Raw genomic sequence first — 23,769 nt, 5'->3', positions numbered from 1 at the left:
GCCGCGCGACTCGGTCAGGCGTTCGTCGACAGCACCTGACCGAGCGCCGCCTCCACGCCGTCCACGTTCTCCACCACCGACACCGACCCGCCGGTCGTCTGCGCGATGTCCGTCAGCGCCGCCTTGTCGACGTCGCCGCCGATCGCGATGAAGCTGACCGGCAGATCCGTCCCGTGCAGCTGCGACTTCAGCGCCGCCAGGTCGATCCCGCCGTCCGAGGTGCCGTCGGTGATCACCACGACCCGGTTGACCCGTCCGGCCACGAACCCGTCGTGCGCCGTCTCGTAGCAGGCCGCGAGCGCGCTGTAGAGCTGCGAACCCTCCGCGGTCTTGAGCGCGTCGATCGATCTGCGCAACGCGTCGCGCTTGTCCGCGACGGGTCCGGTCGCGACCAGCTGCTTGTGCGGCTTCGAACCGTCGAGGTCGCGGGCGAACTCCCACAGCCCGAACGAGCCCGACACCGATCGGTCGACCTGGCCGCGCAGTGCCGCCTTCACCTTGTCCAGCCGGGGTTTCATCGACGTGGACACGTCCGCCAGCACCGTGACGACCTGCCCGCCGCGGTCCGCCGACGCCCAGGCCGAGGAGATCTGCTGCGTGGTCGTCGCGTCGGCGGCGACGAGATTCTCCGTGACAGGGGACCAGGACACGCCCGGCGAAGGCGACGGACGGTCCTGAGTGGACTCGACCCGCAACCCGCCGGCGGCCAGGATGGCCTGCTGCTTCGGTTCGGTCGCGAAGTCGCGGAACGCCTGTGCCGCACGGACTTCCGCCTCGCCGACCTCGGTGCCGGCCAGCGCCACGTACGGGAAGTCCGCCACCGGGGCCGGTCCGGCCGGCAGCACGCCGACCAGAGGCTTCGACGGGGCCTCCTTGCCCGTGTTGTGCTTGAACAGGTCCACTTCGGACACCGGCGTGGCCGAGAAGCCCGCCGCGTTGACCGTCGCGCTGTCACCCAGGCGCCGCAACGCGTCCCGCGTCGTCGGCGGAACCTCCGGCGGCACCGTGGCCGCGAGCTTAGTCAGCGCGGCCTTCGAGGCGTCCGACCCGAGCGACTCCGGCGTGACGGGACCCACGCCACCGGCGAGCGCCGACTGGATCGCGAGCGCGGAGGCCGTGTTCGTGGCCGGATCGGGCATCGCGACGCTGAACCGGCCCCAGGACTGGCCGTACTTGCTCCAGTCCGTGACCTCGGGCATGTCCGACCAGCGGAAGTTCTTCAACACCGGCGCGGCGGCCTCGGGAGCCGCGAGCAGCACCGGCGACGTGCCGACGGACTTCGGTGCCGCGCCGACGAGCTTCGCGTTCAGCGCGGACAGCCGGTTCGCCCAGAGCGTCGAGTCGGGCAGCCACGCGTGGGGCCGCTTGCCGAGCTTCGACTCGTCCCAGGTCGTCGTCAGGCCTTCCAGCACCGCGGAGGAGTCCGCGGAAGTCACTTCGATCGCGATGCAGTGGTCGTACACAACGGGCCGTGTCGCGCTGTACGCGCGTGCGACGTCCCGGACGGCCTCCGCGATGCTCGGCGTCACGGCGACGCGCAGCACGGAGTCGCCCTCGCTGCAGTTCTGGGCCAAGGCCTGCGAGCGCTTGTCGAGCACGTCACCGGCCCACGACAGGGCGAGCCAGCTGAGGCCAAGCAACACCACGAGCACGACGATGAGCACGGGCCACTTGGCGATTCCGCGCTTCACCTTCGCCCGCAGAGTGCGGTGTCGAGACATCGATCCCTCACAACTACTCAGCGGCCCCCGACGACCGCCAATCACGCTAACAGGTGAACTTCGTCAGCGAAGTGAAGTCACTCCATGTATCGACTGGCAAACGAAGATGAGCCGTTCTCGCAACGGTCGTGCCTGCTCAGCGAACTCCGCCTGCCTGCGCGCGTACTCCGCACGCCCCTCCGGCGTCTCGATCCGCACCGGTCCGTACCCGAGTCCCGCCAGGTCGTACGGGGAGGCCTGCATGTCGAGTTCGCGCACGTCAGCGGCCAGTTCGAAGCAGTCGGCCACCAGATCCGAGGGCGTCGCGGGCTCCAGCTTGTAGGCCCACTTGAACAAGTCCATGTTCGCGTGCAGACACCCGGGTTGCTCGTTCAGCAACTGTTCGTCGCGAGTGGGCTGCAGAGCGTTACGCGGCCGAGCGGGTGGTGTGAAGAACCGGAACGCGTCGAAGTGCCCGCACTGGATCCGGCTCGCCTCGACCACCTGGTCCGTGCCGTCACTGCCCAGCCGCAACGGCCACGCGTTGTGCCGGACCTCCTCGGGCTGCTGCCGGTAGACCATCGCCCACTCGTGCAGCCCGAAACAGCCGAGCCGGGCAGGGCGGCTGAGTGTCGCCGTGAGCAACGCCCGCACGAACTCCAGCGTCTTGGCCCGCTGCCCGACGAAGCTCTCGACGTCGAGCGTGACGCCGTCTTCGGTGGCCTTGTAGTGCGGGAACTCCAGGTACTCGGCCGCGTCCTCCAGGACGACGCCGGGCCCCGGATGCCACCGTTCGAGCCGCACGGGCCGATGGCTGTAATAGGTGAAGAGGAAGTCCATCACCGGGTGCTTCTCTTTGCGAAGCTTCCGCTCCTGATGCGGCCCCGTGAACCGGCGGATGCGTGCGATGTGCGAATCGCGCAGTTCGTGCCATTGGGCTCGGGACAGGACCTCCACGAGCGATTACCGTACGCGCATGGTGAAGAGCCAGGCCTCCACGGTCGCCCAGTACCTCGCCGAACTGCCTGATGAGCAGCGTGCCGAGGTCGAGACCGTGCGCGACGTCATCCTCGCCCACCTCCCCGACGGCTACGTCGAGGCCATGGACTGGGGACTGATCACCTACGGGGTGCCGCTGGAGGTGAGCGGCCCGACCTACAACAAGAAGCCGCTCCTCTACGTGGCCCTGAGCGCCCAGAAGCGCTACTACTCCGTCTACCTCACCACGGTGATGGAGGAGTTCGAGGAGTCGTTCCGCGCCAGGTGGGCCGAGACCGGCAAGAAGCTCGACATGGGCAAGGCCTGCGTCCGCTACAAGCGAGCGGCAGACCTGGCCCTCGACATCATCGGCGACGAGGTAGCACGCCTGTCAGTACCCGAGTTCCTCGACTGGCACGCCGAGAACAGGGCTAAAGCGGCGGCACGAGCCCGGTGAACGTCCGCGCGCCGGCGCAGTGCGGGCACTCCCGCCCGTTGTCCACGGTCCGCGGCGCACCGCCGATGATCGCCAGCGTGGGCGCCGCGATGTAGCTCGCACCCCCGCACAGGTGACAGACCGTGCGCGGCTCAGGCGTGACGGCGAAGAGGTCGTCCGGGTCTTCTTCGTCCTCGAAGTCGTCGTCCTCGGCGAACTCGTCCTCGTCGTCCTCACTCATGCCGATCAACCTACTCGGTGCCGTGCCCACCGCCGCGCAACGTCCGCCAGCCTGCGCGGCTTGCCTCGCCGCGCGTTGTGCAGCCACACCCCGTACACCGCCACCACGAACTCGTCCGGCACCTCGTCGTCGTGCGGTTCGTGACCCGCGAGCATCAGCCTGAGGTGCAGGAAGGCCAGGTCGACCCAAGGCTGCCCCTTGCGGGCCCACGCCCAGTCCACGACCCGAGGCCGATCGCTCATCAGAAAGTTCAACGGGTGCGGGTCGGTGTGCAGCAGTGTGTCGCCCTCGGCGAGCTCCAGCGCCTTCCGCTCCATCTCCCGAAACCGGTCGATGTGCTGCCGAGTCCACGGATCGACGGTGTCCGGGTCGATGTGCTGCCACGCGGACAGTTGCCGCCAGTGCTCCGCGAAACTCGCCACTTTCGCGGGACACGGGGTGAGCTTCGCGTGCAGTTCGTCGAAGACTGCGGCGATCGGGACGATGTCCGGCGAACCGGGGGAGAAGCCGGGATGTCGTCCGTCGACGTGCTCGAAGCCGAGCACCAGCCAGTTCCCCGTGTCGACGTGCCAGCGCAGCGCGGGCGCGACGTCAGGCAGGTGCGGATGGACCGCGAGTTCGTTGCGAAGCATCCAGGCCGTGCGACCGGTGGCGCGGGTGGCCTTGCAGAAGAAGCGACCGTGCGCGGAGTCGAGCATCGCGGTGAAGTCGGAGTTCACGCCACCGGTGACGGGCTCGGACGCGGCGACCCTTCCGATGCGGAGCCCGACGGCGTCCCGCACCTCGGAGGGCAGGTCCTTCCAGCGCATCAGGCTCCTCGGTAGGGCGGGACAGGCGGCGGATCGTCGTGGCAGCCGCTCGCGCACCCGTGGCACTTGTCGGTGTCACACCGGCCGGGACCTTCCCACAGTTCGAGGTCGACGTCGTAGCCCGACGCGATGATCGCCGCCATCGTGTCGGCCGCTCCCACCTCCGGCTGATCGCTTCGTTGATCGGTCGGCACGTGGTGGACGAAGCGACCGGCGATCTGGTGGCAGAACTCGGCGTACTCCCGCGTGTACAGCAGGAACGCGTGCCATCCCACGTCCACGAGCCAACTGGGTGACAGCGGCACCCCGCGGTTGTCCGCGCACGCCTTGAGGAACGCGAGCGCCTGGTCCACCACCCGTTCCGCGAGCAACCGGTTGAAGCCGTGGTCGGACCTGACCCTCGTGACGAGCCGGTCGAAGAGAGCAGGCGAAACGAGCGTGCGAGCGCGTTGTCGTTGCTGAACGTGCATGAGATCTCCTCCCGAGAAGCTGATGTGACCAGTGAACGGGGCTGTGTCGTTCGGCGGCAGTCGCACAGTCCGCCCTGGTGGGAGAGCTTGGGTCGCAGGGGTCCCACTTCAGTCCCACTTCAACGCGGCGCTGTTTTGGAAGCGAACGAAGCGCTACCGTCGGTGACGTGGAGAACGTGGCGCTGCGCGCGTTGCTCGCCGAGGCCGGCTTGAGCAACTGCGCGCTGGCTCGCGCGATCGTCACGACAGGCGCCAAAGAAGGCGTGCACCTCGGCACGACGACGACCTCGGTCAAACGGATGCTGGAAGGTGCCCAGCCGCGCTGGCCGGTACCGCGAATAGTCGCGAAAGTGCTGACCACACGACTCGGCTACCGGATTCGCATCGGTGACTGCGGGTTCGCTGACCGCAGCCCGGTGGACGACACGTTCGACGGGTTCGCGTGCGCGTCCACCATCGATGGCACGATCACGATCGTGGCTGAGCTATCAGGGCGCGATCTGAACCGGCGGAACTTCCTGATGGGGTCTGCTTTCACAGCGGCGGCGTTCGCCCAGCCCGCATGGCTGGCGCTCACGATGACACCCGCGAACGCGGAGGGCGCTCGGGTCGGTTCCGCTGATGTCGAAGCCATGTCGATGATGGTCAGGCAGTTCGAACAGATGCATCGGCGGCATGGCGGCGGAATCACGCGTCCGCTGGTGGTGCAGTTCTTGCATCACCAGGCACAAGCGGCGTTGCGTGGGACTTATACGGAAAGCGTTGGTCGTGACCTCTGCTCTGTGGTGGCGGAGGCGACCTGGCTGGCCGGGCTCAACAGTGTGGACAGCGGACGCCACGCGCTGGGGCAGCAGTACTACACCCAGGCGCTGAACCTCGCGCGGCAAGCCGGTGACACCCTCTACGCCGCGAACGTTCTCGGCGAGATGAGCCGGGTGACCATCGAAGTCGCCCAGAACCCCGGCGACGCACAGCACGCGACCGCGCTGGCCCGGTCGGCGCTTCAACTCGCCAACGGCGACGCGACGCCGGCGCTCGGCGCCTACCTGCACGCCATCGAGGCGCGTGGTCTCGCTCTCCTCGGCGACGCCAAAGGCACTCAGGAGGCTCTCGGCAACGCCCAGCGCTCGTTCGACCGCGACGGCACCGAACCCGACTGGCTGAGTTTCTACGGCGAGTCCGACCTGATGTCCGACATCGGCCAGTGCCTGCGGGACACCGGCCGTCCGCAACAAGGTGTCGCCCTCCTGGAGCGTGCCCTGGGCACGCTTCCCGACCATCGTGTGACAGCCCGGGCCAAGACGCAGATCCACATCGCGGCGGCCTATCTCGAACTCCGCGACTACGACAAGGCCGACCAGGTGACCGCGGAGGCGCTCGCCGCGATCGGGCCGTTGTCGTCGTCCAGGATCGTCGAACGCGTGAAGGGCTTGCGGCGACGCGCGAACGGTCGCCACGACGACCTCGACGAACGCATCGCGGACTTCCTCAGCTAGGCCGCGACGCCCGCGCGCGCTCCGCCCAACGCGGGTCGAGCCCGCCCAGCAGTTCCTCCTGCCGCCGGAACGCCGTGAACCGCTGCTCCTCACCCTCCACCGGGTTCCGCACCGCCGACGCGTACGCCATGCTCCGCGTGACCTCGTACAGCGCCCAGTAGAGGATCTCGTCGAGCTTGCGGGTCTCCTGCGCGAACAGGCGGCGGCCGCGCTCGTAGGCCACGAGCCGGTACACCGGCCCCTCTGTCACCTCGATGAACGGGTGGCCGCCGTCGAAGTTCTCGAAGCCGACCATCCAGGTGGCGCCGACCTGTACGCGCAGTGCCTCCAGCCGTGCCGCGAGGTCGGTCACGCTGCCGACTCCGGCGCACGGCTGAGCGACTCGAGAGTGGCTTCCTCGCCGCAGTGAGCGCACACCACGCGTGGCTCCAGCACAGCGCCGCATGAGTGTTGATACACGAGCGGGAGGGGCCCCTGCGTCACGTAGGTGTCGCCCCACTCCTTGAACATCAGCAGCACGTTGTGCAGCGCTCGTCCCGCGTCCGTGAGGTGGTACTCGTGCCGTGGCGGGTGGTCCGAGTACTGGTGCTTCTCCAGTACGCCCGCCGCGACCAGCTTCTTCAGCCGCACGGTCAGCACGTCGCGGGACGCGCCGGTGTTCGCCGCGATCTGGTCGAACCGGGTGTTGCCGAAGAAGACCTCGCGCAACGCCAGCAGTGACCAGCGCTCGCCCACGACCTCCAGAGCGTTCGCCACGGAGCAGCTTCGAGGTGCCATGTGACCATCCTATCAGTGAGTTGGCAAATCCAACTTACCTCGCTAGTGTGAGTTGGGAAAGCCAACTTAGGAGGTAGCGATGGACTTCAACGGTGCAGCGGTGCTGGTGACCGGAGCCAACCGCGGGCTCGGCCGGGCGTTCGCGCAGGAGTTCGTGAAGCGCGGGGCGAAGGTCTACGGCGGGGCGCGGAACCCGGCGTCCGTGGTGGACGAGGGCGTCGTCCCGGTCCAGCTCGACGTGACCGACGACGCGTCCGTCGCGGCCGCCGCGAAGGAGCTCGGGGACGTCTCGATCGTCATCAACAACGCCGGAGTGCTCGTCGCGGGCGAGGACGTTGACAGCATCAAGGCAGAATTCGAGGTCAACTTCTTCGGCCTCGTCCGCACGACGGACGCGTTCGCACCCATTCTGAAAGCCAATGGCGGCGGCGCGCTCGTCAACGTGCTGAGCATCCTGTCGTGGGTCGGCCGTCCGGCCTGGCGCGGGTACGCGGCGTCCAAGGCCGCGGGCTGGTCGCTCACCAGGTCGACGCGGGAAGCGTTGCGGGAGCAGGGAACCAACGTCATCGGGGTGCACGCCGGCTTCATCGACACCGACATGGCGGCAGCCCAGACCGGACCGAAGGTCAGCCCGGAGGAGGTCGTTTCCCAAGTGCTGCAAGCGATTCAGAATGGTGATGAGGAAGTGCTCGCCGACGACCGCACGCGTGCGGTGAAGGCCTCACTGGCCTCTTGAGACAGTGGGCTCTGCATACGTGAGCCCAACTCGGAACTAGGTGTTACCCCCGATCGCCCGGCGTAGGTTTCCGCCGCATCCAACCGCTGCGGGAGCGTTCTCATGATCGCATCCGCCTGGGGCGCTTAGGGGAACAGTGATGCTCAACAGACGAGGTGTGCTCGCCGCGGGTGGAATCGCGGCGGGCGTGTTCGGGGTGCCGAAGCTGCTCGCGCCGGCCGAGGGACACGAGAGCACGACGCACGCCGCGCACGAGCCGGTGGCGTTCCAGGAGTCGAAGACGTTTTCGGGCACCAGACCGGAAATAGTCCCGTGGACACGTCCGATGCCCGTCCCGCCGGTGCTCAAGCCGCTGGTCTCCACCTCGAGGCAGGAGATCTACCAGCTCTCGATCGAACGCACGACCGCCGAGATCCTGCCCGGCCTCCAGTCGCCGGTCATGGGCTTCGGCGGTCAGTTCATCGGCCCGACGATCAAGGCCAAGACGGGCCGCAAGACCCTGATCATGTTCCAGAACAAGATGGACGAGGCCGCGAACGTCCACCTGCACGGCGGCCACGTGCCACCCGAGCACGACGGCCACCCGAAGGACCTCATCGAGCCCGGCCGCACGCGTCTGTACCTCTACCCGAACTCCCAGCAGGGCACGACCCTCTGGTACCACGACCACAGCCACGGCACCGAGGCCGCGCACGTCTACTTGGGACTGCACGGCGCCTACGTGATCGAGGACGACTCCGAACGGGGCCTGAACCTCCCGTCCGGCGCCTACGACGTCCCGATCATGCTGCGCGACATCCAGTTCGACGACAGCGGCAACATCGTGGTCTTCGACGACCCGAGCAAGCGCACCACGGTCCTGGCCAACGGCGTGCCCCAGCCCTACTTCGAGGTCGCCGCCCGCAAGTACCGCTTCCGCCTGATCAACACGGCGAACCAGCGGGTCTTCCGCCTCAGGCTGACCGGCGACAAGTTCACCCGCATCGGCTCCGACGGCGGCCTGTACTCCGAGTCCGTGGAGGCGGAGGAACTGCTTCTGTCCTCAGCCGAACGCGCCGACGTCGTCGTCGACTTCTCGAAGTACCCGGTGGGCTCGAAGGTGACGCTGACCGACTCCGCGGGCGGCGAGATCCTCCGCTTCGACGTGGTCCGCCGCGCCTCCGACTCGAGCCGCGTCCCGGCCGCCCTGCGCCCGCTGCCCGCGCTGCCGCTGTCCACAGTGGACCGCGAGGTCGACCTGTTCTACGTCTTCAAGCCCAACGAGCGGCCGGACGGCGTGATCAACGGCAAGGTCTTCGACATGGACCGCGTCGACTTCACCATCAAACGCGGCGCCACCGAGACCTGGCTGATCAAGAGCTCCGACCCGGCCGGCGTCAAGCACAACTTCCACCTGCACCTGGTGCAGTTCCGCGTGCTGGAGCGCAACGGCGGCCCGCCCCACCCGAGCGACGCGGGCCTCAAGGACACCATCCCGATCACGGCGGGGGAGACCGTGAAGGTGCAGGCGACGTTCACCGGCTACACCGGCCGCTACGTCTACCACTGCCACTTCCTCGAACACTCGTGGATCGGCATGATGGCGCAGCTCGAGATCGTCCCCTAGTCGCGTTCCCTAGCGGCGCAGCTCCCACACCACGTCCACCCCGACGCGGTTGCCGATCGCGGGTTCGCGCGGCGGTGTGCGGCGGTCGATCTCGGTGAACCCGAGCCGCCGCGGCACGCCGCTGCTCGCGACGTTCGCCTCGTCGTGCCAGATCTGGATCCTGCGCACGCCGTCCAGCGCGAACGCGAACTCGACCAGTTCCGCGGCCGCGGCGGTGGCGTGACCCTGTCCGGTGTGCGCGGGATGCAGCCAGTAACCGATCTCCACGAGATCGGCCCCGCGGTTCCGGTTCGCGGTCACCAGGCCGACGATCGCGTCGTCGACGGTGATGGCGTGGGGGAACAGCGTCCCGCGGTCCCAGCCCTGTGCGGCGTCGGCGAGGAACTCCGCCAGCATCGACGCGTCGTAACCGTTGGCAGCCCACGGCATCCACAGGCGTAGATGCGGGAGCGACTCCGTGACGGCCTGGAACAGCTCCGCCGCGTCGGCGTCAGTCAGTCTCCGGAGCTTCATACTTCACTTTGTAGCGCAGGTGGGTTACCGAGGTGCTCTCCACGACCGAGATCGGTCCCTCCAGCTCGTATCCCTTGCCGGGCGCGAAGAACGGCGTGCCTCCGCCGAGGATCACCGGCACCAGGTCGAGGAAGATCTCGTCCACCAGGCCCGCGTCGATCGCCTGACGCGCGATCTCGCCGGAGTTCAGGCCGACGCCCTTCTCGCCCGCGTGCTTCTGCGCCACCGCGACTGCCTCTGCGATGCCGCCGGTGACGAACGTGAAGTGCTCGTTGTCCTCCAACGGCCGATGGGTGAGCACGACCGTGTGCACGCCCATCGGGTGCCGGCCGCCCCAGCCGTTGGTGAAGTCGTAGAGCTTGCGCCCCACCACCAACGCGCCGGTCGCCTGGATCAGCCCGCCGAAGTAGGCGGCGCTGGCCGGCGTGAGGTTGACCGTCATGGCGCCGGTCGGGACGGTGAACGCGATGTCGCCCGCCTCGTACCAGGCGAACAGCTTGTCGAAGCCGGAGAAGTCCGGGCCCGAGACGTAACCGTCGATCGAGGTGCTGGCGCCCGTGTAGACCTTGCCCATCTTGTGCCTCCCTGTGCTCGTCCGTCGCCCATGAGTCGAACGAGCGACACCGATCTCGACAGGCCTCAGGAGGCGCATACCGGCTCAGCCGATGGGGTCGGGCAGCCTCGTCACCTCGTAGTCGCAGTCGATGACATCACCGGTGGCGGGGTCGCGCAGCTCTACCCGCCACTTCGACGCGAACTGGTCCACGCCGTGGTGCATCGGGATCGTGCCGGACAGCAGCACGGTGCCGGGCTTGAGCAGGCCCAGTTCGCGCAGCCGCTCCACCCAGTACCGCGGGGTCAGCAGCTCGGCGAGGGTGCCGCGCTGGATCTCCACGCCGTCGGCCCACGCGGTGAGCTCGATCGCGTCGATCCGGTCCGCCACCTCGGACAACCGCCACGCCTTGCGGCCCAGCACGTCCGGGCCGGCGTTCTTGCTCCACGCGACGCCGTGCACCTCCAGCGCGCGGTCCGTGTGGTCGCATGCGACCGTCAGCAGGACATCTGAATCACTGGTCACGATGAGCGCCCACTCGGCCTCGCCGGACGTCCTGCCGTGCTGCGCGGGGACCGTCGAGGTCTGCTGCGCGAGGTACGGCGAGACGGGGTAGAGGCTCGGCGTCACGGACGGCGCCGGCACGCCCAGTTCGGCCAGTTCGCGCACGTGAGCGGCCACGTCGTCCTGGCTGCGACCCGCGTATCCGCCGTTGAGCAAGGTCGTCACGGCGACCTCGGTGGTGCTGCCGTCGGGAAGACCAAAGACCAGCGTAGCGAGCTGTGTACGAGCAGTAGACATGCGGTACTCCTTGCGCATACGAGTTGTATACAGGCAGTATTACGCCATGCCGCCAGTAACTTCAAATACAGGTTCAGCAACGACAGCCACGTCACCGGACGTACCTCGTTCGGCCCTGGTACGCGCCTTCGTGGCCTCGCTCTCCGGTACCGCCCTGGAGTGGTACGACTTCGCGATCTACAACGTCGCCGCGGCCGTCGTGCTCGGCCCGTTGTTCTTCCCGAGCTCCGAACCGCTGACCGCGACGCTGCTCGCGTTCTCGACGTACGCCGTCGGCTACCTGTCCCGGCCGCTCGGGGGGTTCCTGTTCGGCCGGCTCGGCGACAAGATCGGCCGCAAACGCGTGCTCGTCACGACGTTGCTGATCACCGGCATCGCGACGCTGCTCATCGGTCTGTTGCCGACGCACGCCGCGATCGGCCCCGCGGCCGGTGTGCTGCTCGTGATGCTGCGGTTCGCGCAGGGCGTCGGCCTCGGCGGCGAGTGGGGCGGCGCGGTGCTGCTGTCCAGCGAGTACGGCGACCCGAAGCAACGCGGCTTCTGGGCGTCGGCCGCCCAGATCGGCCCGCCCGCCGGCAACCTGATGGCGAACGGCGTGCTCGCGCTCCTCGGCGTCGCGCTGTCGGACGCCGCGTTCATGTCGTGGGGCTGGCGCGTGGCGTTCCTGCTGTCCGCGGTGCTCGTGATCTTCGGCCTGTGGATCCGGGTGAAGCTCGAGGAGACCCCGGTCTTCAAGGCGATCGAGGCACGCGGCGACCGTCCGTCCGCGCCGATCAGCGAGGTGTTCCGCACGCAGACCCGGCCGCTGGTCGCCGCCGTGCTGTGCCGCGTCGGCCCGGACGTGCTGTACGCGCTGCACACCGTGTTCGTGCTGACCTACCTCACGACCCAGCTCAAGCTGCCGCGCAACGTCGGCCTCGTCGCCGTGCTGATCGCCTCGGGCTTCCAGCTGTTCCTGATGCCGCTCGCCGGCTGGCTGTCCGACCGGGTCAACCGGCGCGGCCTCTACGCGGCGGCCGCGGTGTGCGGCGCGATCTGGCCGTTCGTGCTGTTCCCATTGATCGACACGAAGTCGTGGCCGCTGATCGTGCTCGGGGTCGTGGTGGGACTCGGCTTCCACGCGTTCATGTACGGGCCGCAGGCCGCGTTCATCTCCGAGCAGTTCACCGAACGCCTGCGCTACACCGGCAGCTCACTCGCCTACACGCTCGCGGGCGTGATCGGCGGCGCGATCGCCCCGTTGCTCTTCACCGCGCTGCTGGCCGGGTTCGGCACGTGGGTGGTCGTCGGTCTCTACGTCACGGTGGCGTGCGTGGTGACGCTGATCGGCCTCAAGCTGGGCCGCAACCCGCAGGAGGACGAGGCTCAGCCCCAAAATCAGGTGCCGAGCAGCACCTTCAGCGTGGTGTCCAAGTGAGCGGTGATCGCCGCGGTGGCCGCGCCGACGTCTCCGGACTCGAGCGCGGCCACGATCTCGTTGTGCTCGTCGATCACGGCCTGCTGCCTGCCGTGCGCCCGGTACAACGCGACCACACCCGCGCGCACCTGCCGTGCGCGCAGCCCCTCGTAGGTCTTCGTCAGCAGCTCGTTGCCCGTCGCCGCCACCAGAAGCGCGTGGAACTGCCTGTCGACGTCGATGAACTGCCGCGCGTCCTCGACCAGGAACCGCTGCTGCTCGATGAGTTCCTGCATCTTCCGCAACGGAACGATGCCGTCGCCCATCGTGCGCTCGGCGGCGTACCGCTCGATGACGCCACGAAGCTCCATCAACTCGCTGATCTGCCGCGACGACAACGGCGCGACGTACGCACCCTTCTTCGGCACGAGCTGGACGAGGTCTTCGGCCGCGAGCAGCAGCAGGGCCTCACGGATCGGCGTGCGGGAGACACCGATCTGGTTGGCGACGTCCTGCTCGCTGATGAACCGCCCCTGCATCTCGGGGTCGGCGAGGATCGTGTCCTTGAGGAACTCGTAGGCCTTTTCTCTGCCAGACAAACTGTCGCTATCCCTGGCTGCACCCTGCATACAACATGTATACCAGAGGAGGATCATGCGCTTCGCGTTGTGCCAGATCAGTTCCACCGCTGATCCGCAGGAGAACCTTGCCACCGTCCGCGCCGAAGTAGCCGCTGCTGCTGCGAACGGCGCACGCGTGGTGCAGTTCCCGGAAGCCACTCAGTGCCGCTTCGGCGTGCCACTGAAGCCGATCGCCGAACCGCTCGACGGCCCGTGGGCGACAGCGGTCCGCGACATCGCCGACGAGCACAACGTCGTCGTGGTCGCCGGCATGTTCACACCGGGCGAGGGCGACCGGGTCACCAACACCACGCTCGTCACCGGCGCCGGCCTGCACCTCGGCTACGACAAGATCCACCTGTTCGACGCGTTCGGCTTCCGCGAGTCCGACAACGTCACCCCCGGCGAGAAGCCCGTGACGTTCGAGGTCGACGGCACCACGATCGGCCTCGCCACCTGCTACGACGTCAGGTTCCCCGAACTCTTCCGCGCCCTCGCCACCACCGCGCCGGTCATCCTGCTCGGCGCCTCCTGGGGAGCGGGCCCCGGCAAGGCGGGCCAGTGGGACCTGCTGGTCCAGGCCCGCGCCCTGGACGCGACGTCCTGGATCCTCGCCTGCGGTCAAGCCGACCCCGACGCCGACTACGGTTCCGCCCCAACGGGAATCGGCCGCAGCGCGGTGATCGACCCGCTCGGCTCGGTGCGCGAGCGACTCGACGGAGCCCCCGGCACAATTCTGTCCGATGTGGACGTTCAGGTCGTCGAGGAGGTCCGCGCGAAGCTGCCCGTGCTGGCGAACCGGAGGCTGTGATGCGTGAGGAGCACGAGTTCTTCCCGGTCGAGGCGATCGACTGGCGCCCGGCCGATCCGGGCGTCACCGAACGCGTGCTCAGCCGCGACCCGGACACCTCGACCCTCACGAGGATCGCCCGCTGGGAACCGGGCCTCGAAACGAGCGGCGTGATCCGCCACGACTACCACGAGGAGGTCTACCTGCTGGAGGGCGATCTCACCGATCTGACCCTCGGCAGGACGTTCCGGACCGGCGACTTCGCGAGCCGCCGCCCCGGAATGCCCCACGGTCCCTATCGGACGGACGAGGGCTGCACGATGCTGGAAATCCGCACAGCCCCCGGCCACAGCACCTAGACCCAGCGCACGTGGGTGCCGTCGCGCACGGTGCCCACGTACTCCTCCACCAGGTCCTCCAACGCCACGACACCGATCACCGTGCCGTCGGCGGCCACCGCGCGCGCGAGGTGCGACTGAGCCCGGCGCAACGCGGCCAGAGCCTCGTCCAGACGGGCGTCGACGGGCACCTCGGGCAACCCGCGCACACGATCACGCGGCACCGAGGTCTCCGCGCCCTCCAGATCCAGCACGTCCTTGACGTGCAGGTACCCGATCAGCCTGGCATCGGCGAGCACGGGGAAGCGCGAGAACCCGGTCGTCGCGACCACGTTCTCGATCTCGCCCACGGTGGGCGTGGCCGACACCGTCGTCAGTTTCTCCAGCGGCACCAGGACATCGGCGACCGTGCGCGCGGCGGACGACAACGTCTGCGCCAGCCGCCGGTGCTCCGAGTCCTCCAGCAGCCCCTCGGACCGGGACTGGCCGATCAGCAACGCCAGCTCGTCCGGCGTGTAGGCCGACTCCAGCTCGTCGACCGGCTCCACGCCGAACCGGCGCAGCACCCACCGGCCCACGGCGTTGAACAGCGCCAACACCGGCGCGATCATCCGCGAGAACCCGTAGTGCACGGGAACCAGCCACACCGCGGCCCGTTCGGGACCGGCGATCGCGAGGTTCTTCGGCACCATCTCGCCGAGGATCGTGTGCAACGCGACGACGATGACCAACGCCACCGCGAACGCCACACCGTGCACCACGGCCAGCGGCAACCCGATGGCGCCGAGGGGCCCCTCCAGCACGGAGGCCAGAGCAGGTTCGGCGATGGCGCCCAGCCCCAGCGAGCACAGCGTGATGCCCAGCTGCGCGCCCGCGATCAGCAACGGCAGCTCCTGCGACGCCTTGATCGCGGTACGGGCCCGTGCGGACCCCTTGTCCGCCAACGCTTCCAGTCGATCCCGGCGCGCGGTGATCACCGCGAACTCGGCGCCGACGAAGAAGGCGTTACCGGCCAGCAGCAAAGCGATGACGAGGAAGTTCATGAGGACGACACCACCCGCAGCTCGGCCACGCGGTGCTTGTCCATCCGCATGACGGTCACCCTCCAGCCGTCGACGCGAATCTCGTCGCCGACGTCCGGGATCCGTCCGAGCCGCGCCAGCACCAGGCCGGCCAGCGTCTCGTAGTCGCCCTCGGGCATGGTGAACCCGGTCGCCTCGGCCACCTCGTCGTCGCGCAGCAGCCCGGACACGATCCAGCTGTCCTTGCCCAGCGAGCGCACCGGCGCCGCCTCACCGCGGTCGTGCTCGTCGCGCACGTCGCCGACGATCTCCTCGACCACGTCCTCCAGCGTCACCAGCCCGGCCGTGCCGCCGTACTCGTCGACGACCAGCGCGGTCTGGAGCCCGGACGCCCGCAGCCGGTCCAGCAGTGCGTCGCCCTCGAGCGTCTCCGGCACCGAGTACACGGGCCGGGTCAACGCCGACAGGGGAGTGGACACGCGCAAAGCGGAAGGCACTGCGAACGCCTGCTTCACGTGCACGATCCCGCTCACCTCGTCCAACGAGCCGTTGTGCACCGGGAACCGCGAGAAGCCGGTCTCCCGTGCCTTCAGCACGAGATCCGCGACCGTCGCGTCGGCCCGCAACGCCTCGACCCGCACACGCGGCGTCATCAGCTCGCCGGCGGTTCGGTCACCGAAGCGCAGCGACCGGTCCAGCAGCACCGCGGTGCCCTGGTCCAGCGTGCCGTGCTCGGCCGAACTGCGAACCAACGCGCCGAGTTCCTCGGGCGACCGCGCCGACGCCAGCTCCTCGACCGGCTCGACACCCAGGCGCCGGACCAGCCAGTTCGCCGAGTTGTTCATCCAGTTGATCAACCAGCGGAAGACCGTGGAGAACCCCGCCTGGATGCTGACCACGCCCCGCGCGGTCTCCAGTGGCTTCGCGATCGCCAGGTTCTTGGGCACGAGCTCGCCGAACACCATCGACAACGACGTGGCGATCGCCAGCGCCAGGGCCAGCGACAACCAGTCGGCCACCGGCCCGGACACGCCCACCGCGGTGAGGCCGGGCTCGATCAGGTTCGCGATCGCGGGCTCCGCGATGTAACCGGTGATCAGCGTGGTCAGCGTGATGGCGAGCTGTGCGCCGGAGAGCTGGAACGAGAGAGTGCGATGCGCACGGTCGATGGTCCGCGCCTTCGCGTCACCGACCTCGGCGACATGGCGTTCGACGGTGCTTCGTTCCAGCGCGGTCAGCGAGAACTCCGCCGCCACCGCGATGAAGGTGCCCGCGGTCAGCGCCACGACGGCGACCAGACCGAGCACGCTCAGAAGTATTCCGGTCACCTACGCGCTCCAAGCGAGCGGATGACCGGGTTGGTATGCCAGCCAGGGCCAGACCCCATGGGGACGGCTCAACTCCTCATGACTAAGTACGTGAATAGCCAGACGAGTCTAATTGTGGGCAGTCGAGGCCCTGAGCACCACCTCACCCGCCACACGGATGGTGCGGGCCTCGTCACCCCCGGCGTCCAGCACGAGACCTGCGGCGATCTCGCCCATCTCCTCCAGCGGCAGGCGCACGGTGGACAGTGCCGGAACCGTGTCGCGCAGCGTCGGGATGTCGTCGAACCCGGCGATCGAGATGTCCTCCGGAATGCGCACGCCCCGTTCGCGCAGCGCGGCCATGGCGCCCATCGCCATCACGTCCGTCACGGCGAACACGCAGGTGGAGCGCGACTTCGACCCCAGCAGCTCCATCGCGGCGGCATACCCGCCGTCACGGGTGAAGGCGCCGTTGATCACCACGGGCGGCGCGATCCCGGCGTCGGCGAGCCCCGCCTTGAACCCGGCGAGCCGGTCGCGGGCCACCACGAGTTCGGAAGGTCCACCCAATACGGCGAACTTCTTGTGCCCGAGCTCAGCCAGCGCACGGGCCAATGCGCGACCACCCGCACGGTTGCCGGGAACGACCGTGTCGGTGCCGAGCTTCGCCTGCGACACGCACGCGACACGCCCACCCTGCTCGGTGAACGCGTCGATCTCGGCCGCGAGCCGGGACTGCGCGGCACGGTCCGTGGTGCGGGAACCGGCGAGCACCACCGCACGCGCCCGATGCGCACGCAGAGTAGAAAGCAGCTCCGCCTCACGCTCCGGACGGCGCCCGGTCGTGCCGAGGACGACCGAGAGACCGGCGGCCTCGGCCACCCTCGTCACCCCCGCCGCGATGCACGAGAAGTACGGGTCGGTGATGTCGTGGACCACCAGCCCGACCAGCGAGCTGGAGTTGCGGGCCAGCGCCTGCGCGGACGCGTTCGGCACGTAGCCGAGCTCCTCCGCGGTGCGCAGGACGCGCTCGCTCAGATCCTCGCTCACCTGCCGCGTGCTGCCGTTGAGCACGCGAGAAGCGGTCGCCAGCGACACACCCGCCTGCTTCGCCACCTCGGCGAGCGTCACCTGTCGGGCGGACACGACCACCTCCGTCAACGTGCATGTGAGCGCTGAGACTAACTCGCGAGGAGGTTGACGGCCGTGAAGCACCGCGATTAGCGTGGCGGGAAAGCGCTTTCCAGCGCTGCTACCAGGGAGGTGCGATGGCGGTCAGGACCATTGGCGTGGCGGTCAACGGCGTCACGGGGCGGATGGGATACCGCCAGCATCTGGTCCGTTCACTGCTGCCGTTGCGCGACGAGGGCGTGCGGTTGCAGGACGGGACCGTGCTGAAGGTGGAACCGGTCCTCGTGGGCCGCAACGCCGACAAGCTCAAGGAGATCGCCGAGCGGCACGACCTCGCGCGGTGGACGACGGACCTCGACTCGGCGCTCGCGGACCCGTCCGTGGAGATCTACTTCGACTCGCAGGTCACGTCGAGGCACGTCGAGTCGATCACGAAGGCGCTGCGGGCCGGCAAGCACGTCTACACCGAGAAGCCGGTCTCCGACACCGTCGAGCAGGCCCTGGAGCTCGCGCGCCTGGCCGACTCGCTGAGCCTGCGGCACGGTGTGGTGGCGGACAAGCTGTACCTGCCGGGCATCCGCAAGCTCAAGCGGCTCATCGACGGCGGCTTCTTCGGCCGGATCCTCAGTGTGCGCGGCGAGTTCGGCTACTGGGTCTTCGAGGGCGACTGGCAGCCCGCGCAGCGCCCGAGCTGGAACTACCGGGCCGAGGACGGCGGCGGCATCGTCTCGGACATGTTCTGCCACTGGAGCTACCTGCTGCACGACCTGTTCGGCCGGGTCGAGGCCGTCACGGCGAAGGCCGTCACGCACATTCCAACCCGCTGGGACGAGCAGAACAACGCCTACGAGGCGACCGCGGACGACGCCGCGTACGGGATCTTCGAGATCGCGAACGGCGTCATCGCCCAGATCAACTCGTCCTGGTGCGTGCGCGTGCGCCGCGACGAGCTCGTCGAGTTCCAAGTGGACGGCACCGAGGGGAGTGCGGTCGCGGGTCTGCGCGAGTGCTTCGCGCAGACCCGCGCCGTCACGCCGAAGCCCGTCTGGAACCCGGATCTCCCGGTCACGCACCCGTTCCGCGAACAGTGGCAGCAGGTGCCGGACAACGAGGAGTTCGACAACGGCTTCAAGGTGCAGTGGGCGGAGTTCCTGCGGCACGTCTACGACGGCGCGCCGTTCCCGCACGACTTCCGCGCCGGGGCACGGGGCGTCGCGCTGGCGGCGGCCGGTCTGCAGTCCTCTTCGGAGGGTCGCCGAGTGGAGATCGCCGATGTCTAGCCGGATCGTGTTCGCCGCGGCACACGTTGTGGCGAAGGACGAACACAGCGTCGACTGGGACGCGACCCTCGAGTTCCGGCATCACCTGTGGTCGCACGGCCTGGGCGTCGCGGAGGCCATGGACACCGCGCAACGCGGCATGGGCCTGGACTGGCCGACGGCCGCCGAGCTCGTCCGCCGCAGCGCCGCCGAGAAGACGGGACGGATCTGCGCGGGCGTCGCGACCGACCACCTCACCGGTGAGCCCGGCCTCGACGACGTGCTGAACGCCTACCTGGAACAGCTCGACATCGTCCAGGAAGCCGGTGCACAGCCCGTGCTGATGTGCTCACGTCAGCTCGCGGCGGCGGCACGCGGCCCAGAGGACTACGAGAAGGTCTACGGCACGTTGCTCGACCGCGTCAGCGAACCGGTGATCCTGCACTGGCTCGGCACCGCGTTCGACCCGAAGCTGGAGGGCTACTGGGGCGCCGGCGAGATCCCGCAGGCCACCCGGAACTTCCTGGAGATCATCCACTCGCGGCCGGACAAGATCGACGGCGTGAAGGTCTCGCTGCTCGACGCCGATCACGAGATCGGCCTGCGGCGCGCGCTGCCGGACGGCGTCCGCTGCTACACCGGCGACGACTTCAACTACCCGGACCTGATCGCGGGCGACGAGCAGGGCCACAGCCACGCGCTGCTCGGCATCTTCGACCCGATCGCGCCGGTGGCCGCTCGTGCCCTGGCCGAACTGGCCAAGGGCGACACCGACGAGTTCCACCGGATCATGGCGCCGACGGTTCCGTTGTCCCGCCATCTGTTCAGCGCGCCGACTTACTACTACAAAACGGGCGTCGTGTTCCTGGCGTGGCTGGCCGGACATCAGGAACGATTCCAACTCCTCGGCGGCCTGGAATCAGCCCGGAGCGTCGAGCACCTGGCCGAGGCGAAACGTCTCGCGGAGATCGCCGGAGTGATCGAACCGGAGTTCGCGGAACGGCGGTGGAGCCAATGGCTCGCCTCTCGCTGAACCAGGCCACGATCAAACGCGCGACGGTCACCGAGGCCGTCGAAGGCTGTGCGCGGCACGGCATCGAATCGATCGGACTGTGGCGCGAACCCGTCGCGGACCACGGCCTGGAACGCACCGCCAAACTCGTCGCGGACGCCGGACTGCGCGTGTCGTCGTTGTGCCGCGGAGGGTTCCTCACCGCCGTGGACAACCGAAGCGCGATGGACGACAACCGCCGCGCGATCGACGAGGCGGCGGCGTTGCGCACCGACACGCTGGTCATGGTCGTCGGGGGAGTGGCGGCCGACAAGGACCTCATCGGCGCACGTCAGCGCGTTGCCGACGCCATCGCGGAACTGTCGGTGTACGCGGCGCAGGCGGGCGTGGTCCTGGCGCTGGAACCGATGCATCCGGTGTTCTGCGCGGATCGCGGCGTGCTGTCGACGTTGGCGCAGGCGCTGGACATCGCCGAACGACACGAGTCGGTCGGCGTCGTCGTGGACGCGCTGCACGTGTGGTGGGATCCCGACCTGGACGCGCAGATCGTGCGCGCGGGGCCGCACATCGCGTCGTATCAGGTGTGTGACTGGCTCACGCCCGTGCCCGCCGATGTGTTGCTCGGACGCGGATATCCCGGCGACGGAGACATCGACCTGGACCGGCTGACGCGGCACGTCGCGGCGACCGGATATTCGGGGGATGTCGAAGTGGAGATCTTCAACGCGGCCATCTGGGCGGCGGACTTCGACGAGGTGATCGAACAGGTGACGCGCAGGTACCACGACATTGTGGAACCGGCGCTCTGACCAACGCGGGGAAGCCGGTCGTCGACGGCGGCGACGACCGACCCCGGCGTTGGTATGTATATATCCGAAAATCAGTGCTCTTTGGTCCAGATTTCAGATAAATCTCAGGAATCAGCCGCCGTTGACGACCCTGTAAACCTTTGCACGATGTTTCGGCTTCGTGGTCGTGATCTTGATGACGGCGTCGAACATGGACCGTCCGAGCTCCGCGCGGGCCGCGACGGCCGGGTGTGTGGTGCTGAAGTCCTCGTCGTTCACGGCCTTGTCGCCGGAGAACGTTCCCGACGCGAACATCGAGTAGATCAGGATCGCCCGGTTGTCCGCGCTGAACATGATCCCGGCCTCGTTGCGGCCGTCCTCGAACCAACCGGCCTTCGTGGCGACGCGCAGACGCTCGTTCGTCGTGAGGTTGAGCCGCACGCCGTCGGTGAAGCTCGCCGTCGCGCGCAGGATGTTCAGCAGGTACGCGGTGGACGCGGCCGAGAGCAGCTGACCGTCGACCAGCTTCTGCAGCAACGTGTGCGTCTCACGCGCCGTCGTGGTGCCGAGGAAGAACCGGTTCGGGTTCGCGACCGGGACGACCTGCGTGTGCACGAAGCCCTTGGACCGCAGGATCTCGTTGAGCTCCAGCGCCGGCACGACCAGGCCGCACAGGCGGACCGCGGTGTTGTCCGAGACGGTCAGCAGGTTCGCCAGCGCGTGGCCGACCGTGACCTCGCTCGGGTACGCGCCGTCGAGCGCGAAGATGCCGTCGGTGTCCTGGATGACGATGGCGGCTGACACGGTGACCGTCTGGTCGAGCTTGATCAGCCCGCGGTCCACCTTGTCCAGCACCGCGACCGCGACCGCGATCTTGTTGACGCTGTAGGCCTCGACCACCTTGTCGGCGTCCTCGTCGACAGCGGCTTTCGTCGTCCCGTCGAGGTCGGCGACCGTGATCAGCGACGACCAGCTGCCCTTCGCCTTGCGGGCCTGTCGCTTGTAGATCTGGGCCACGCGCCTGCGCGACCGGTCGGCCGTCGCCGGGGAGCGTTCGATCTCTACCTCCGCGTCTTCCTGGGCTTGTGCTGCACCGTTGGAGCCGAGCACGGCCGTCGCGGCCGCGACGGTTCCCAGCCCGAACACGGACCTGCGGTTCAAAGTCATGAGCGCAATCAAAACAGGCGCCCCTGACGTTTCCCTGACTAGGGTTCCGGATCATGGAACACGTCTTCGTGGTGACCGGCGCTTCCCGCGGAATCGGGGCGGCGACCGCCGCCCTCGCAGCTCAGGCGGGGTATCGCGTGGTCAGAGCTTCCCGCAGCGCCGAAGAATCTGTCGGCGATCGCGGCTGGGACGCCCGATGCGACGTTTCTTCCTGGGATTCCGTGCAGGATCTCATGGCGCGGGTGGAGTCCCGGTGGGGCCGGATCGACGTCGTGTTCGCGAACGCGGGCGTCTCGGTGGACACGTCGTTCGTCTCTTCGGCGGGCGCCAAGCCTTCCGAATGGACGGACATGGTGGTCACGAACGTCTGCGGGCCCGCGTTCACCGCCCGTGCCGCGATGCCGGCGCTGATCCGTTCGGGCGGCCACTTCGTGATGACGGGATCCGCCGCCGGCCGCGGTGTCCGTCCGGGCAACCTGTACTCGGCGACGAAGTGGGCGATCACCGGTCTGGCGCAGGCGATCCGCGCCGAAGCGGTGGATACGGGGGTTAGGGTGACGGTGGTGCAGCCGGGCCTGGTCGACACCGACGCCATTCCGGCGTCGCGTGTGGATGACCCGAAGCTGGCGCCGGAAGACGTTGGCAGGGCGGTGCTCTACGCCGTGTCCCAACCGTCCACTGTGGATGTGAACGAGATCCTGCTGCGGCCCACCGGACAGGCCGCGCATCGCTGATGGGGGTACTTCGTTGATCGTGCTTTTCGCCGTGGGTGGCGGTGGCGACCCGGAACGGCACCGCCCGCTCCTGGACCACTTCACCGCTCAGGGCCACCAGGTCATCGCGCCGTCCTTCCCGCGCCTGCACCCGCAGCAGGCCACCTGGGACGACTACCTGGCGCGGCCGTTGGGCCTGGTCGAGGCCCTGCGCGACGTCGCCCCGGACGCCGAGGTGGCCGTGATCGGCCACTCGATCGGCGCCTGGGCGGGCCTGTGCCTGGCGGGCGCGACACCGTGGAGCAAGGAGGGCGAGCCCCTTGACGTGCCAAGGGATTCCCGCGTCAGCCGCCTGGTGCTCTACACGCCGCCCGCCGGCTGGTTCGCGGCCCCCGGCGCGCTGGACGCGGTGAAGGTGCCGATCCTCGCCTACGTCGGCGAGCTGGACACGTTCGTGCCGGCCTCCGAAGTGGAGGTCCTGAAGACCGCTCCGGCCGAGGTGGACCTGCGGGTCGTGCCGAAGGCGGGCCACTTCAGCTTCGTGCACGTGCCGCCGCCCGGCATGGACGAGGACCCGGAGTTCGACCGCGACCGGTTCCTGGCCGCGATGGTCGACGAGACCTACGAGTTCGTCACGACTGGCTGAGCACGTCCGAACATCGCTGCAGGAGCGCGCGCAACTGTGCGCGTTCCTCGTCACTGAACGCGTCCGCCAGCTTCTGCTCCACCGCCACCGCCGCCCTGTCGGCCTCGTGGAACCTCGCCTGACCCGTCTCGGTCAGCCGGTTCTCCAGGACGTTGCTCTGCCACTGGTTCGGTGTGCGCTCCACGAGCCCCAAGGCGACCAGGTTCTGCAGGATCGTCGTCATCGTCTGAGGCGTCGTCAGGCACAGCCGCGCGAGCGTCGCCGCGGGCGCGCCGGGGTTCTCGCTCAGGGCCAGCAACGCCGAGTACTGCGGCACGGTCAGCCCCGCGGGCCTCACCGCCGCCGACTTCGCGGCCATCAGGTCCTGCTCGGCGCGCTTGATGGCCCCGCCGATCCGATCACCGCTGCGCATCGCTCCAGCATAAGAGTGTGGTAAGAGTATGGATGGATATCAGAGCTCTGAT

At 68.6% G+C, this 23,769-nt stretch carries 28 protein-coding genes; 12 read left to right on the top strand and 16 right to left on the bottom strand.

The window, feature by feature from the left end; genetic code table 11:
• Positions 1 to 14 precede the first annotated feature (14 nt).
• Both BM417_RS38375 and BM417_RS38370 read right to left on the bottom strand, forming a co-directional pair.
• Positions 15 to 1,721 (bottom strand): substrate-binding domain-containing protein, encoded by a 1,707-nt coding sequence (locus BM417_RS38375; RefSeq protein WP_093604698.1) that lies wholly within the window; start codon positions 1,719 to 1,721, stop codon positions 15 to 17.
• Between the two features lie 63 nt (positions 1,722 to 1,784).
• Positions 1,785 to 2,657 (bottom strand): 3-methyladenine DNA glycosylase, encoded by an 873-nt coding sequence (locus BM417_RS38370; protein WP_093604696.1) that lies wholly within the window; start codon positions 2,655 to 2,657, stop codon positions 1,785 to 1,787.
• Positions 2,658 to 2,676: 19 nt separating this feature from the next.
• On the opposite strand from BM417_RS38370, the gene BM417_RS38365 reads away from it, so the two are divergent.
• Positions 2,677 to 3,135 carry a DUF1801 domain-containing protein gene (locus BM417_RS38365; protein ID WP_093604694.1) on the top strand — a complete coding sequence of 153 codons (459 nt, stop codon included), beginning with the start codon at positions 2,677 to 2,679 and terminating at the stop codon, positions 3,133 to 3,135.
• On the opposite strand, the gene BM417_RS38360 is transcribed toward BM417_RS38365, so the two are convergent.
• The 3 genes from BM417_RS38360 to BM417_RS38350 are packed head-to-tail and all read right to left on the bottom strand — an operon-like array spanning position 3,110 to position 4,634.
• Complete coding sequence (locus BM417_RS38360; RefSeq protein WP_093604692.1) at positions 3,110 to 3,355, bottom strand: hypothetical protein; 246 nt, start codon at positions 3,353 to 3,355, stop codon at positions 3,110 to 3,112. The genes BM417_RS38365 and BM417_RS38360 overlap by 26 nt on opposite strands.
• Positions 3,356 to 3,360: 5 nt before the next feature.
• Positions 3,361 to 4,164, bottom strand: a complete 804-nt coding sequence (locus tag BM417_RS38355; RefSeq protein WP_093604690.1) for a phosphotransferase — start codon at positions 4,162 to 4,164, stop codon at positions 3,361 to 3,363.
• On the bottom strand, positions 4,164 to 4,634 hold the full coding sequence (locus BM417_RS38350) for a glycine-rich domain-containing protein (protein WP_093604688.1): 471 nt from the start codon (positions 4,632 to 4,634) through the stop codon (positions 4,164 to 4,166). The genes BM417_RS38355 and BM417_RS38350 overlap by 1 nt, the downstream gene beginning before the upstream one ends.
• Before the next feature lie 167 nt (positions 4,635 to 4,801).
• On the opposite strand from BM417_RS38350, the gene BM417_RS38345 reads away from it, so the two are divergent.
• Positions 4,802 to 6,130: a tetratricopeptide repeat protein gene (locus tag BM417_RS38345; RefSeq protein ID WP_245822547.1), complete on the top strand. Its 1,329-nt coding sequence runs from the start codon at positions 4,802 to 4,804 to the stop codon at positions 6,128 to 6,130.
• Here the strand turns inward: BM417_RS38345 and BM417_RS38340 are convergent.
• Positions 6,123 to 6,482, bottom strand: coding sequence for an Imm63 family immunity protein (locus BM417_RS38340; protein ID WP_177320841.1), 360 nt, complete (start codon positions 6,480 to 6,482; stop codon positions 6,123 to 6,125). The genes BM417_RS38345 and BM417_RS38340 overlap by 8 nt on opposite strands.
• On the bottom strand, positions 6,479 to 6,907 hold the full coding sequence (locus BM417_RS38335; protein WP_093604684.1) for a winged helix-turn-helix transcriptional regulator: 429 nt from the start codon (positions 6,905 to 6,907) through the stop codon (positions 6,479 to 6,481). Before BM417_RS38335 ends, BM417_RS38340 begins: the two co-directional genes overlap by 4 nt.
• A gap of 79 nt (positions 6,908 to 6,986) precedes the next feature.
• Between BM417_RS38335 and BM417_RS38330 the strand changes: the two genes are divergently transcribed.
• Together BM417_RS38330 and BM417_RS38325 are read left to right on the top strand one after the other, a co-directional pair.
• Positions 6,987 to 7,643: an SDR family oxidoreductase gene (locus BM417_RS38330; protein WP_093604682.1), complete on the top strand. Its 657-nt coding sequence runs from the start codon at positions 6,987 to 6,989 to the stop codon at positions 7,641 to 7,643.
• A gap of 139 nt (positions 7,644 to 7,782) precedes the next feature.
• Entirely contained in the window at positions 7,783 to 9,249 is a 1,467-nt protein-coding gene (locus BM417_RS38325) for a multicopper oxidase family protein (protein ID WP_093604680.1), read from the top strand.
• Between the two features lie 9 nt (positions 9,250 to 9,258).
• Here the strand turns inward: BM417_RS38325 and BM417_RS38320 are convergent, their stop codons facing one another.
• The 3 genes from BM417_RS38320 to BM417_RS38310 all read right to left on the bottom strand — a co-directional run bounded on the left by BM417_RS38320 (position 9,259) and on the right by BM417_RS38310 (position 11,116).
• Positions 9,259 to 9,762 (bottom strand): GNAT family N-acetyltransferase, encoded by a 504-nt coding sequence (locus tag BM417_RS38320; RefSeq protein WP_093604678.1) that lies wholly within the window; start codon positions 9,760 to 9,762, stop codon positions 9,259 to 9,261.
• The gene (locus BM417_RS38315) at positions 9,740 to 10,336 is read right to left on the bottom strand and encodes a dihydrofolate reductase family protein (RefSeq protein ID WP_093604676.1); all 597 of its coding nucleotides are present in this window, start codon (positions 10,334 to 10,336) and stop codon (positions 9,740 to 9,742) included. The genes BM417_RS38320 and BM417_RS38315 overlap by 23 nt, the downstream gene beginning before the upstream one ends.
• A gap of 84 nt (positions 10,337 to 10,420) precedes the next feature.
• Positions 10,421 to 11,116, bottom strand: coding sequence for a DUF2848 domain-containing protein (locus BM417_RS38310; protein WP_093604935.1), 696 nt, complete (start codon positions 11,114 to 11,116; stop codon positions 10,421 to 10,423).
• Between the two features lie 46 nt (positions 11,117 to 11,162).
• Between BM417_RS38310 and BM417_RS38305 the strand changes: the two genes are divergently transcribed.
• Positions 11,163 to 12,533, top strand: coding sequence for an MFS transporter (locus BM417_RS38305; protein WP_093604674.1), 1,371 nt, complete (start codon positions 11,163 to 11,165; stop codon positions 12,531 to 12,533).
• On the opposite strand, the gene BM417_RS38300 is transcribed toward BM417_RS38305, so the two are convergent.
• Positions 12,494 to 13,111, bottom strand: coding sequence for a GntR family transcriptional regulator (locus BM417_RS38300; protein ID WP_245822545.1), 618 nt, complete (start codon positions 13,109 to 13,111; stop codon positions 12,494 to 12,496). The genes BM417_RS38305 and BM417_RS38300 overlap by 40 nt on opposite strands.
• A 55-nt stretch (positions 13,112 to 13,166) precedes the next feature.
• Between BM417_RS38300 and BM417_RS38295 the strand changes: the two genes are divergently transcribed.
• Complete coding sequence (locus tag BM417_RS38295) at positions 13,167 to 13,943, top strand: carbon-nitrogen hydrolase family protein (protein ID WP_177320840.1); 777 nt, start codon at positions 13,167 to 13,169, stop codon at positions 13,941 to 13,943.
• Positions 13,943 to 14,281: a cupin domain-containing protein gene (locus BM417_RS38290; protein ID WP_218164696.1), complete on the top strand. Its 339-nt coding sequence runs from the start codon at positions 13,943 to 13,945 to the stop codon at positions 14,279 to 14,281. The genes BM417_RS38295 and BM417_RS38290 overlap by 1 nt, the downstream gene beginning before the upstream one ends.
• Here the strand turns inward: BM417_RS38290 and BM417_RS38285 are convergent.
• From BM417_RS38285 to BM417_RS38275, 3 genes are all read right to left on the bottom strand, one after another.
• On the bottom strand, positions 14,278 to 15,303 hold the full coding sequence (locus BM417_RS38285; protein ID WP_093604666.1) for a hemolysin family protein: 1,026 nt from the start codon (positions 15,301 to 15,303) through the stop codon (positions 14,278 to 14,280). The two genes, BM417_RS38290 and BM417_RS38285, sit on opposite strands and share 4 nt — an antisense overlap.
• Positions 15,300 to 16,610 carry a hemolysin family protein gene (locus BM417_RS38280; protein WP_093604664.1) on the bottom strand — a complete coding sequence of 437 codons (1,311 nt, stop codon included), beginning with the start codon at positions 16,608 to 16,610 and terminating at the stop codon, positions 15,300 to 15,302. Before BM417_RS38280 ends, BM417_RS38285 begins: the two co-directional genes overlap by 4 nt.
• A 108-nt stretch (positions 16,611 to 16,718) precedes the next feature.
• A complete protein-coding gene (locus BM417_RS38275) occupies positions 16,719 to 17,735 on the bottom strand; it encodes a LacI family DNA-binding transcriptional regulator (protein ID WP_093604933.1) in 1,017 nt (338 codons plus the stop codon).
• Positions 17,736 to 17,857: 122 nt separating this feature from the next.
• On the opposite strand from BM417_RS38275, the gene BM417_RS38270 reads away from it, so the two are divergent.
• Genes BM417_RS38270 through BM417_RS38260 form a run of 3 tightly spaced genes read left to right on the top strand, consistent with a single transcriptional unit; the run spans position 17,858 to position 20,800 of the window.
• Positions 17,858 to 19,000: a Gfo/Idh/MocA family protein gene (locus BM417_RS38270; RefSeq protein ID WP_093604662.1), complete on the top strand. Its 1,143-nt coding sequence runs from the start codon at positions 17,858 to 17,860 to the stop codon at positions 18,998 to 19,000.
• Positions 18,993 to 20,012: a dihydrodipicolinate synthase family protein gene (locus BM417_RS38265; RefSeq protein ID WP_093604660.1), complete on the top strand. Its 1,020-nt coding sequence runs from the start codon at positions 18,993 to 18,995 to the stop codon at positions 20,010 to 20,012. Before BM417_RS38270 ends, BM417_RS38265 begins: the two co-directional genes overlap by 8 nt.
• Entirely contained in the window at positions 19,994 to 20,800 is an 807-nt protein-coding gene (locus BM417_RS38260; protein WP_093604658.1) for a sugar phosphate isomerase/epimerase family protein, read from the top strand. The genes BM417_RS38265 and BM417_RS38260 overlap by 19 nt, the downstream gene beginning before the upstream one ends.
• A gap of 111 nt (positions 20,801 to 20,911) precedes the next feature.
• On the opposite strand, the gene BM417_RS38255 is transcribed toward BM417_RS38260, so the two are convergent.
• On the bottom strand, positions 20,912 to 21,946 hold the full coding sequence (locus tag BM417_RS38255; RefSeq protein ID WP_177320839.1) for a serine hydrolase: 1,035 nt from the start codon (positions 21,944 to 21,946) through the stop codon (positions 20,912 to 20,914).
• A 53-nt stretch (positions 21,947 to 21,999) separates the two neighbouring features.
• On the opposite strand from BM417_RS38255, the gene BM417_RS38250 reads away from it, so the two are divergent.
• A complete protein-coding gene (locus BM417_RS38250; protein WP_322789014.1) occupies positions 22,000 to 22,680 on the top strand; it encodes an SDR family oxidoreductase in 681 nt (226 codons plus the stop codon).
• Between the two features lie 19 nt (positions 22,681 to 22,699).
• A complete protein-coding gene (locus tag BM417_RS38245; protein ID WP_143138984.1) occupies positions 22,700 to 23,305 on the top strand; it encodes an alpha/beta hydrolase family protein in 606 nt (201 codons plus the stop codon).
• Here the strand turns inward: BM417_RS38245 and BM417_RS38240 are convergent.
• Positions 23,292 to 23,717 (bottom strand): MarR family winged helix-turn-helix transcriptional regulator, encoded by a 426-nt coding sequence (locus BM417_RS38240; RefSeq protein WP_093604652.1) that lies wholly within the window; start codon positions 23,715 to 23,717, stop codon positions 23,292 to 23,294. The genes BM417_RS38245 and BM417_RS38240 overlap by 14 nt on opposite strands.
• Positions 23,718 to 23,769: the final 52 nt, after the last annotated feature.

The organism is Lentzea waywayandensis (genome assembly GCF_900115955.1).
Lineage (GTDB): Bacteria > Actinomycetota > Actinomycetes > Mycobacteriales > Pseudonocardiaceae > Lentzea > Lentzea waywayandensis.
This window is presented reverse-complemented; position numbering and strand designations above follow the sequence as displayed.

Excerpts from the sequence above, each read along its gene's own strand:
- BM417_RS38325 (WP_093604680.1), top strand. The coding sequence starts at position 7,783 with ATGCTCAACAGACGAGGTGTGCTCGCCGCGGGTGGAATCGCGGCGGGC.
- BM417_RS38290 (WP_218164696.1), top strand. The coding sequence starts at position 13,943 with ATGCGTGAGGAGCACGAGTTCTTCCCGGTCGAGGCGATCGACTGGCGC.
- BM417_RS38365 (WP_093604694.1), top strand. The coding sequence starts at position 2,677 with ATGGTGAAGAGCCAGGCCTCCACGGTCGCCCAGTACCTCGCCGAACTG.
- BM417_RS38255 (WP_177320839.1), bottom strand. The coding sequence starts at position 21,946 with ATGACTTTGAACCGCAGGTCCGTGTTCGGGCTGGGAACCGTCGCGGCC.
- BM417_RS38355 (WP_093604690.1), bottom strand. The coding sequence starts at position 4,164 with ATGCGCTGGAAGGACCTGCCCTCCGAGGTGCGGGACGCCGTCGGGCTC.
- BM417_RS38305 (WP_093604674.1), top strand. The coding sequence starts at position 11,163 with ATGCCGCCAGTAACTTCAAATACAGGTTCAGCAACGACAGCCACGTCA.
- BM417_RS38315 (WP_093604676.1), bottom strand. The coding sequence starts at position 10,336 with ATGGGCAAGGTCTACACGGGCGCCAGCACCTCGATCGACGGTTACGTC.
- BM417_RS38330 (WP_093604682.1), top strand. The coding sequence starts at position 6,987 with ATGGACTTCAACGGTGCAGCGGTGCTGGTGACCGGAGCCAACCGCGGG.
- BM417_RS38350 (WP_093604688.1), bottom strand. The coding sequence starts at position 4,634 with ATGCACGTTCAGCAACGACAACGCGCTCGCACGCTCGTTTCGCCTGCT.
- BM417_RS38375 (WP_093604698.1), bottom strand. The coding sequence starts at position 1,721 with ATGTCTCGACACCGCACTCTGCGGGCGAAGGTGAAGCGCGGAATCGCC.
- BM417_RS38310 (WP_093604935.1), bottom strand. The coding sequence starts at position 11,116 with ATGTCTACTGCTCGTACACAGCTCGCTACGCTGGTCTTTGGTCTTCCC.
- BM417_RS38295 (WP_177320840.1), top strand. The coding sequence starts at position 13,167 with ATGCGCTTCGCGTTGTGCCAGATCAGTTCCACCGCTGATCCGCAGGAG.
- BM417_RS38260 (WP_093604658.1), top strand. The coding sequence starts at position 19,994 with ATGGCTCGCCTCTCGCTGAACCAGGCCACGATCAAACGCGCGACGGTC.
- BM417_RS38250 (WP_322789014.1), top strand. The coding sequence starts at position 22,000 with ATGGAACACGTCTTCGTGGTGACCGGCGCTTCCCGCGGAATCGGGGCG.
- BM417_RS38265 (WP_093604660.1), top strand. The coding sequence starts at position 18,993 with ATGTCTAGCCGGATCGTGTTCGCCGCGGCACACGTTGTGGCGAAGGAC.
- BM417_RS38285 (WP_093604666.1), bottom strand. The coding sequence starts at position 15,303 with ATGAACTTCCTCGTCATCGCTTTGCTGCTGGCCGGTAACGCCTTCTTC.
- BM417_RS38320 (WP_093604678.1), bottom strand. The coding sequence starts at position 9,762 with ATGAAGCTCCGGAGACTGACTGACGCCGACGCGGCGGAGCTGTTCCAG.
- BM417_RS38360 (WP_093604692.1), bottom strand. The coding sequence starts at position 3,355 with ATGAGTGAGGACGACGAGGACGAGTTCGCCGAGGACGACGACTTCGAG.
- BM417_RS38335 (WP_093604684.1), bottom strand. The coding sequence starts at position 6,907 with ATGGCACCTCGAAGCTGCTCCGTGGCGAACGCTCTGGAGGTCGTGGGC.
- BM417_RS38240 (WP_093604652.1), bottom strand. The coding sequence starts at position 23,717 with ATGCGCAGCGGTGATCGGATCGGCGGGGCCATCAAGCGCGCCGAGCAG.
- BM417_RS38270 (WP_093604662.1), top strand. The coding sequence starts at position 17,858 with ATGGCGGTCAGGACCATTGGCGTGGCGGTCAACGGCGTCACGGGGCGG.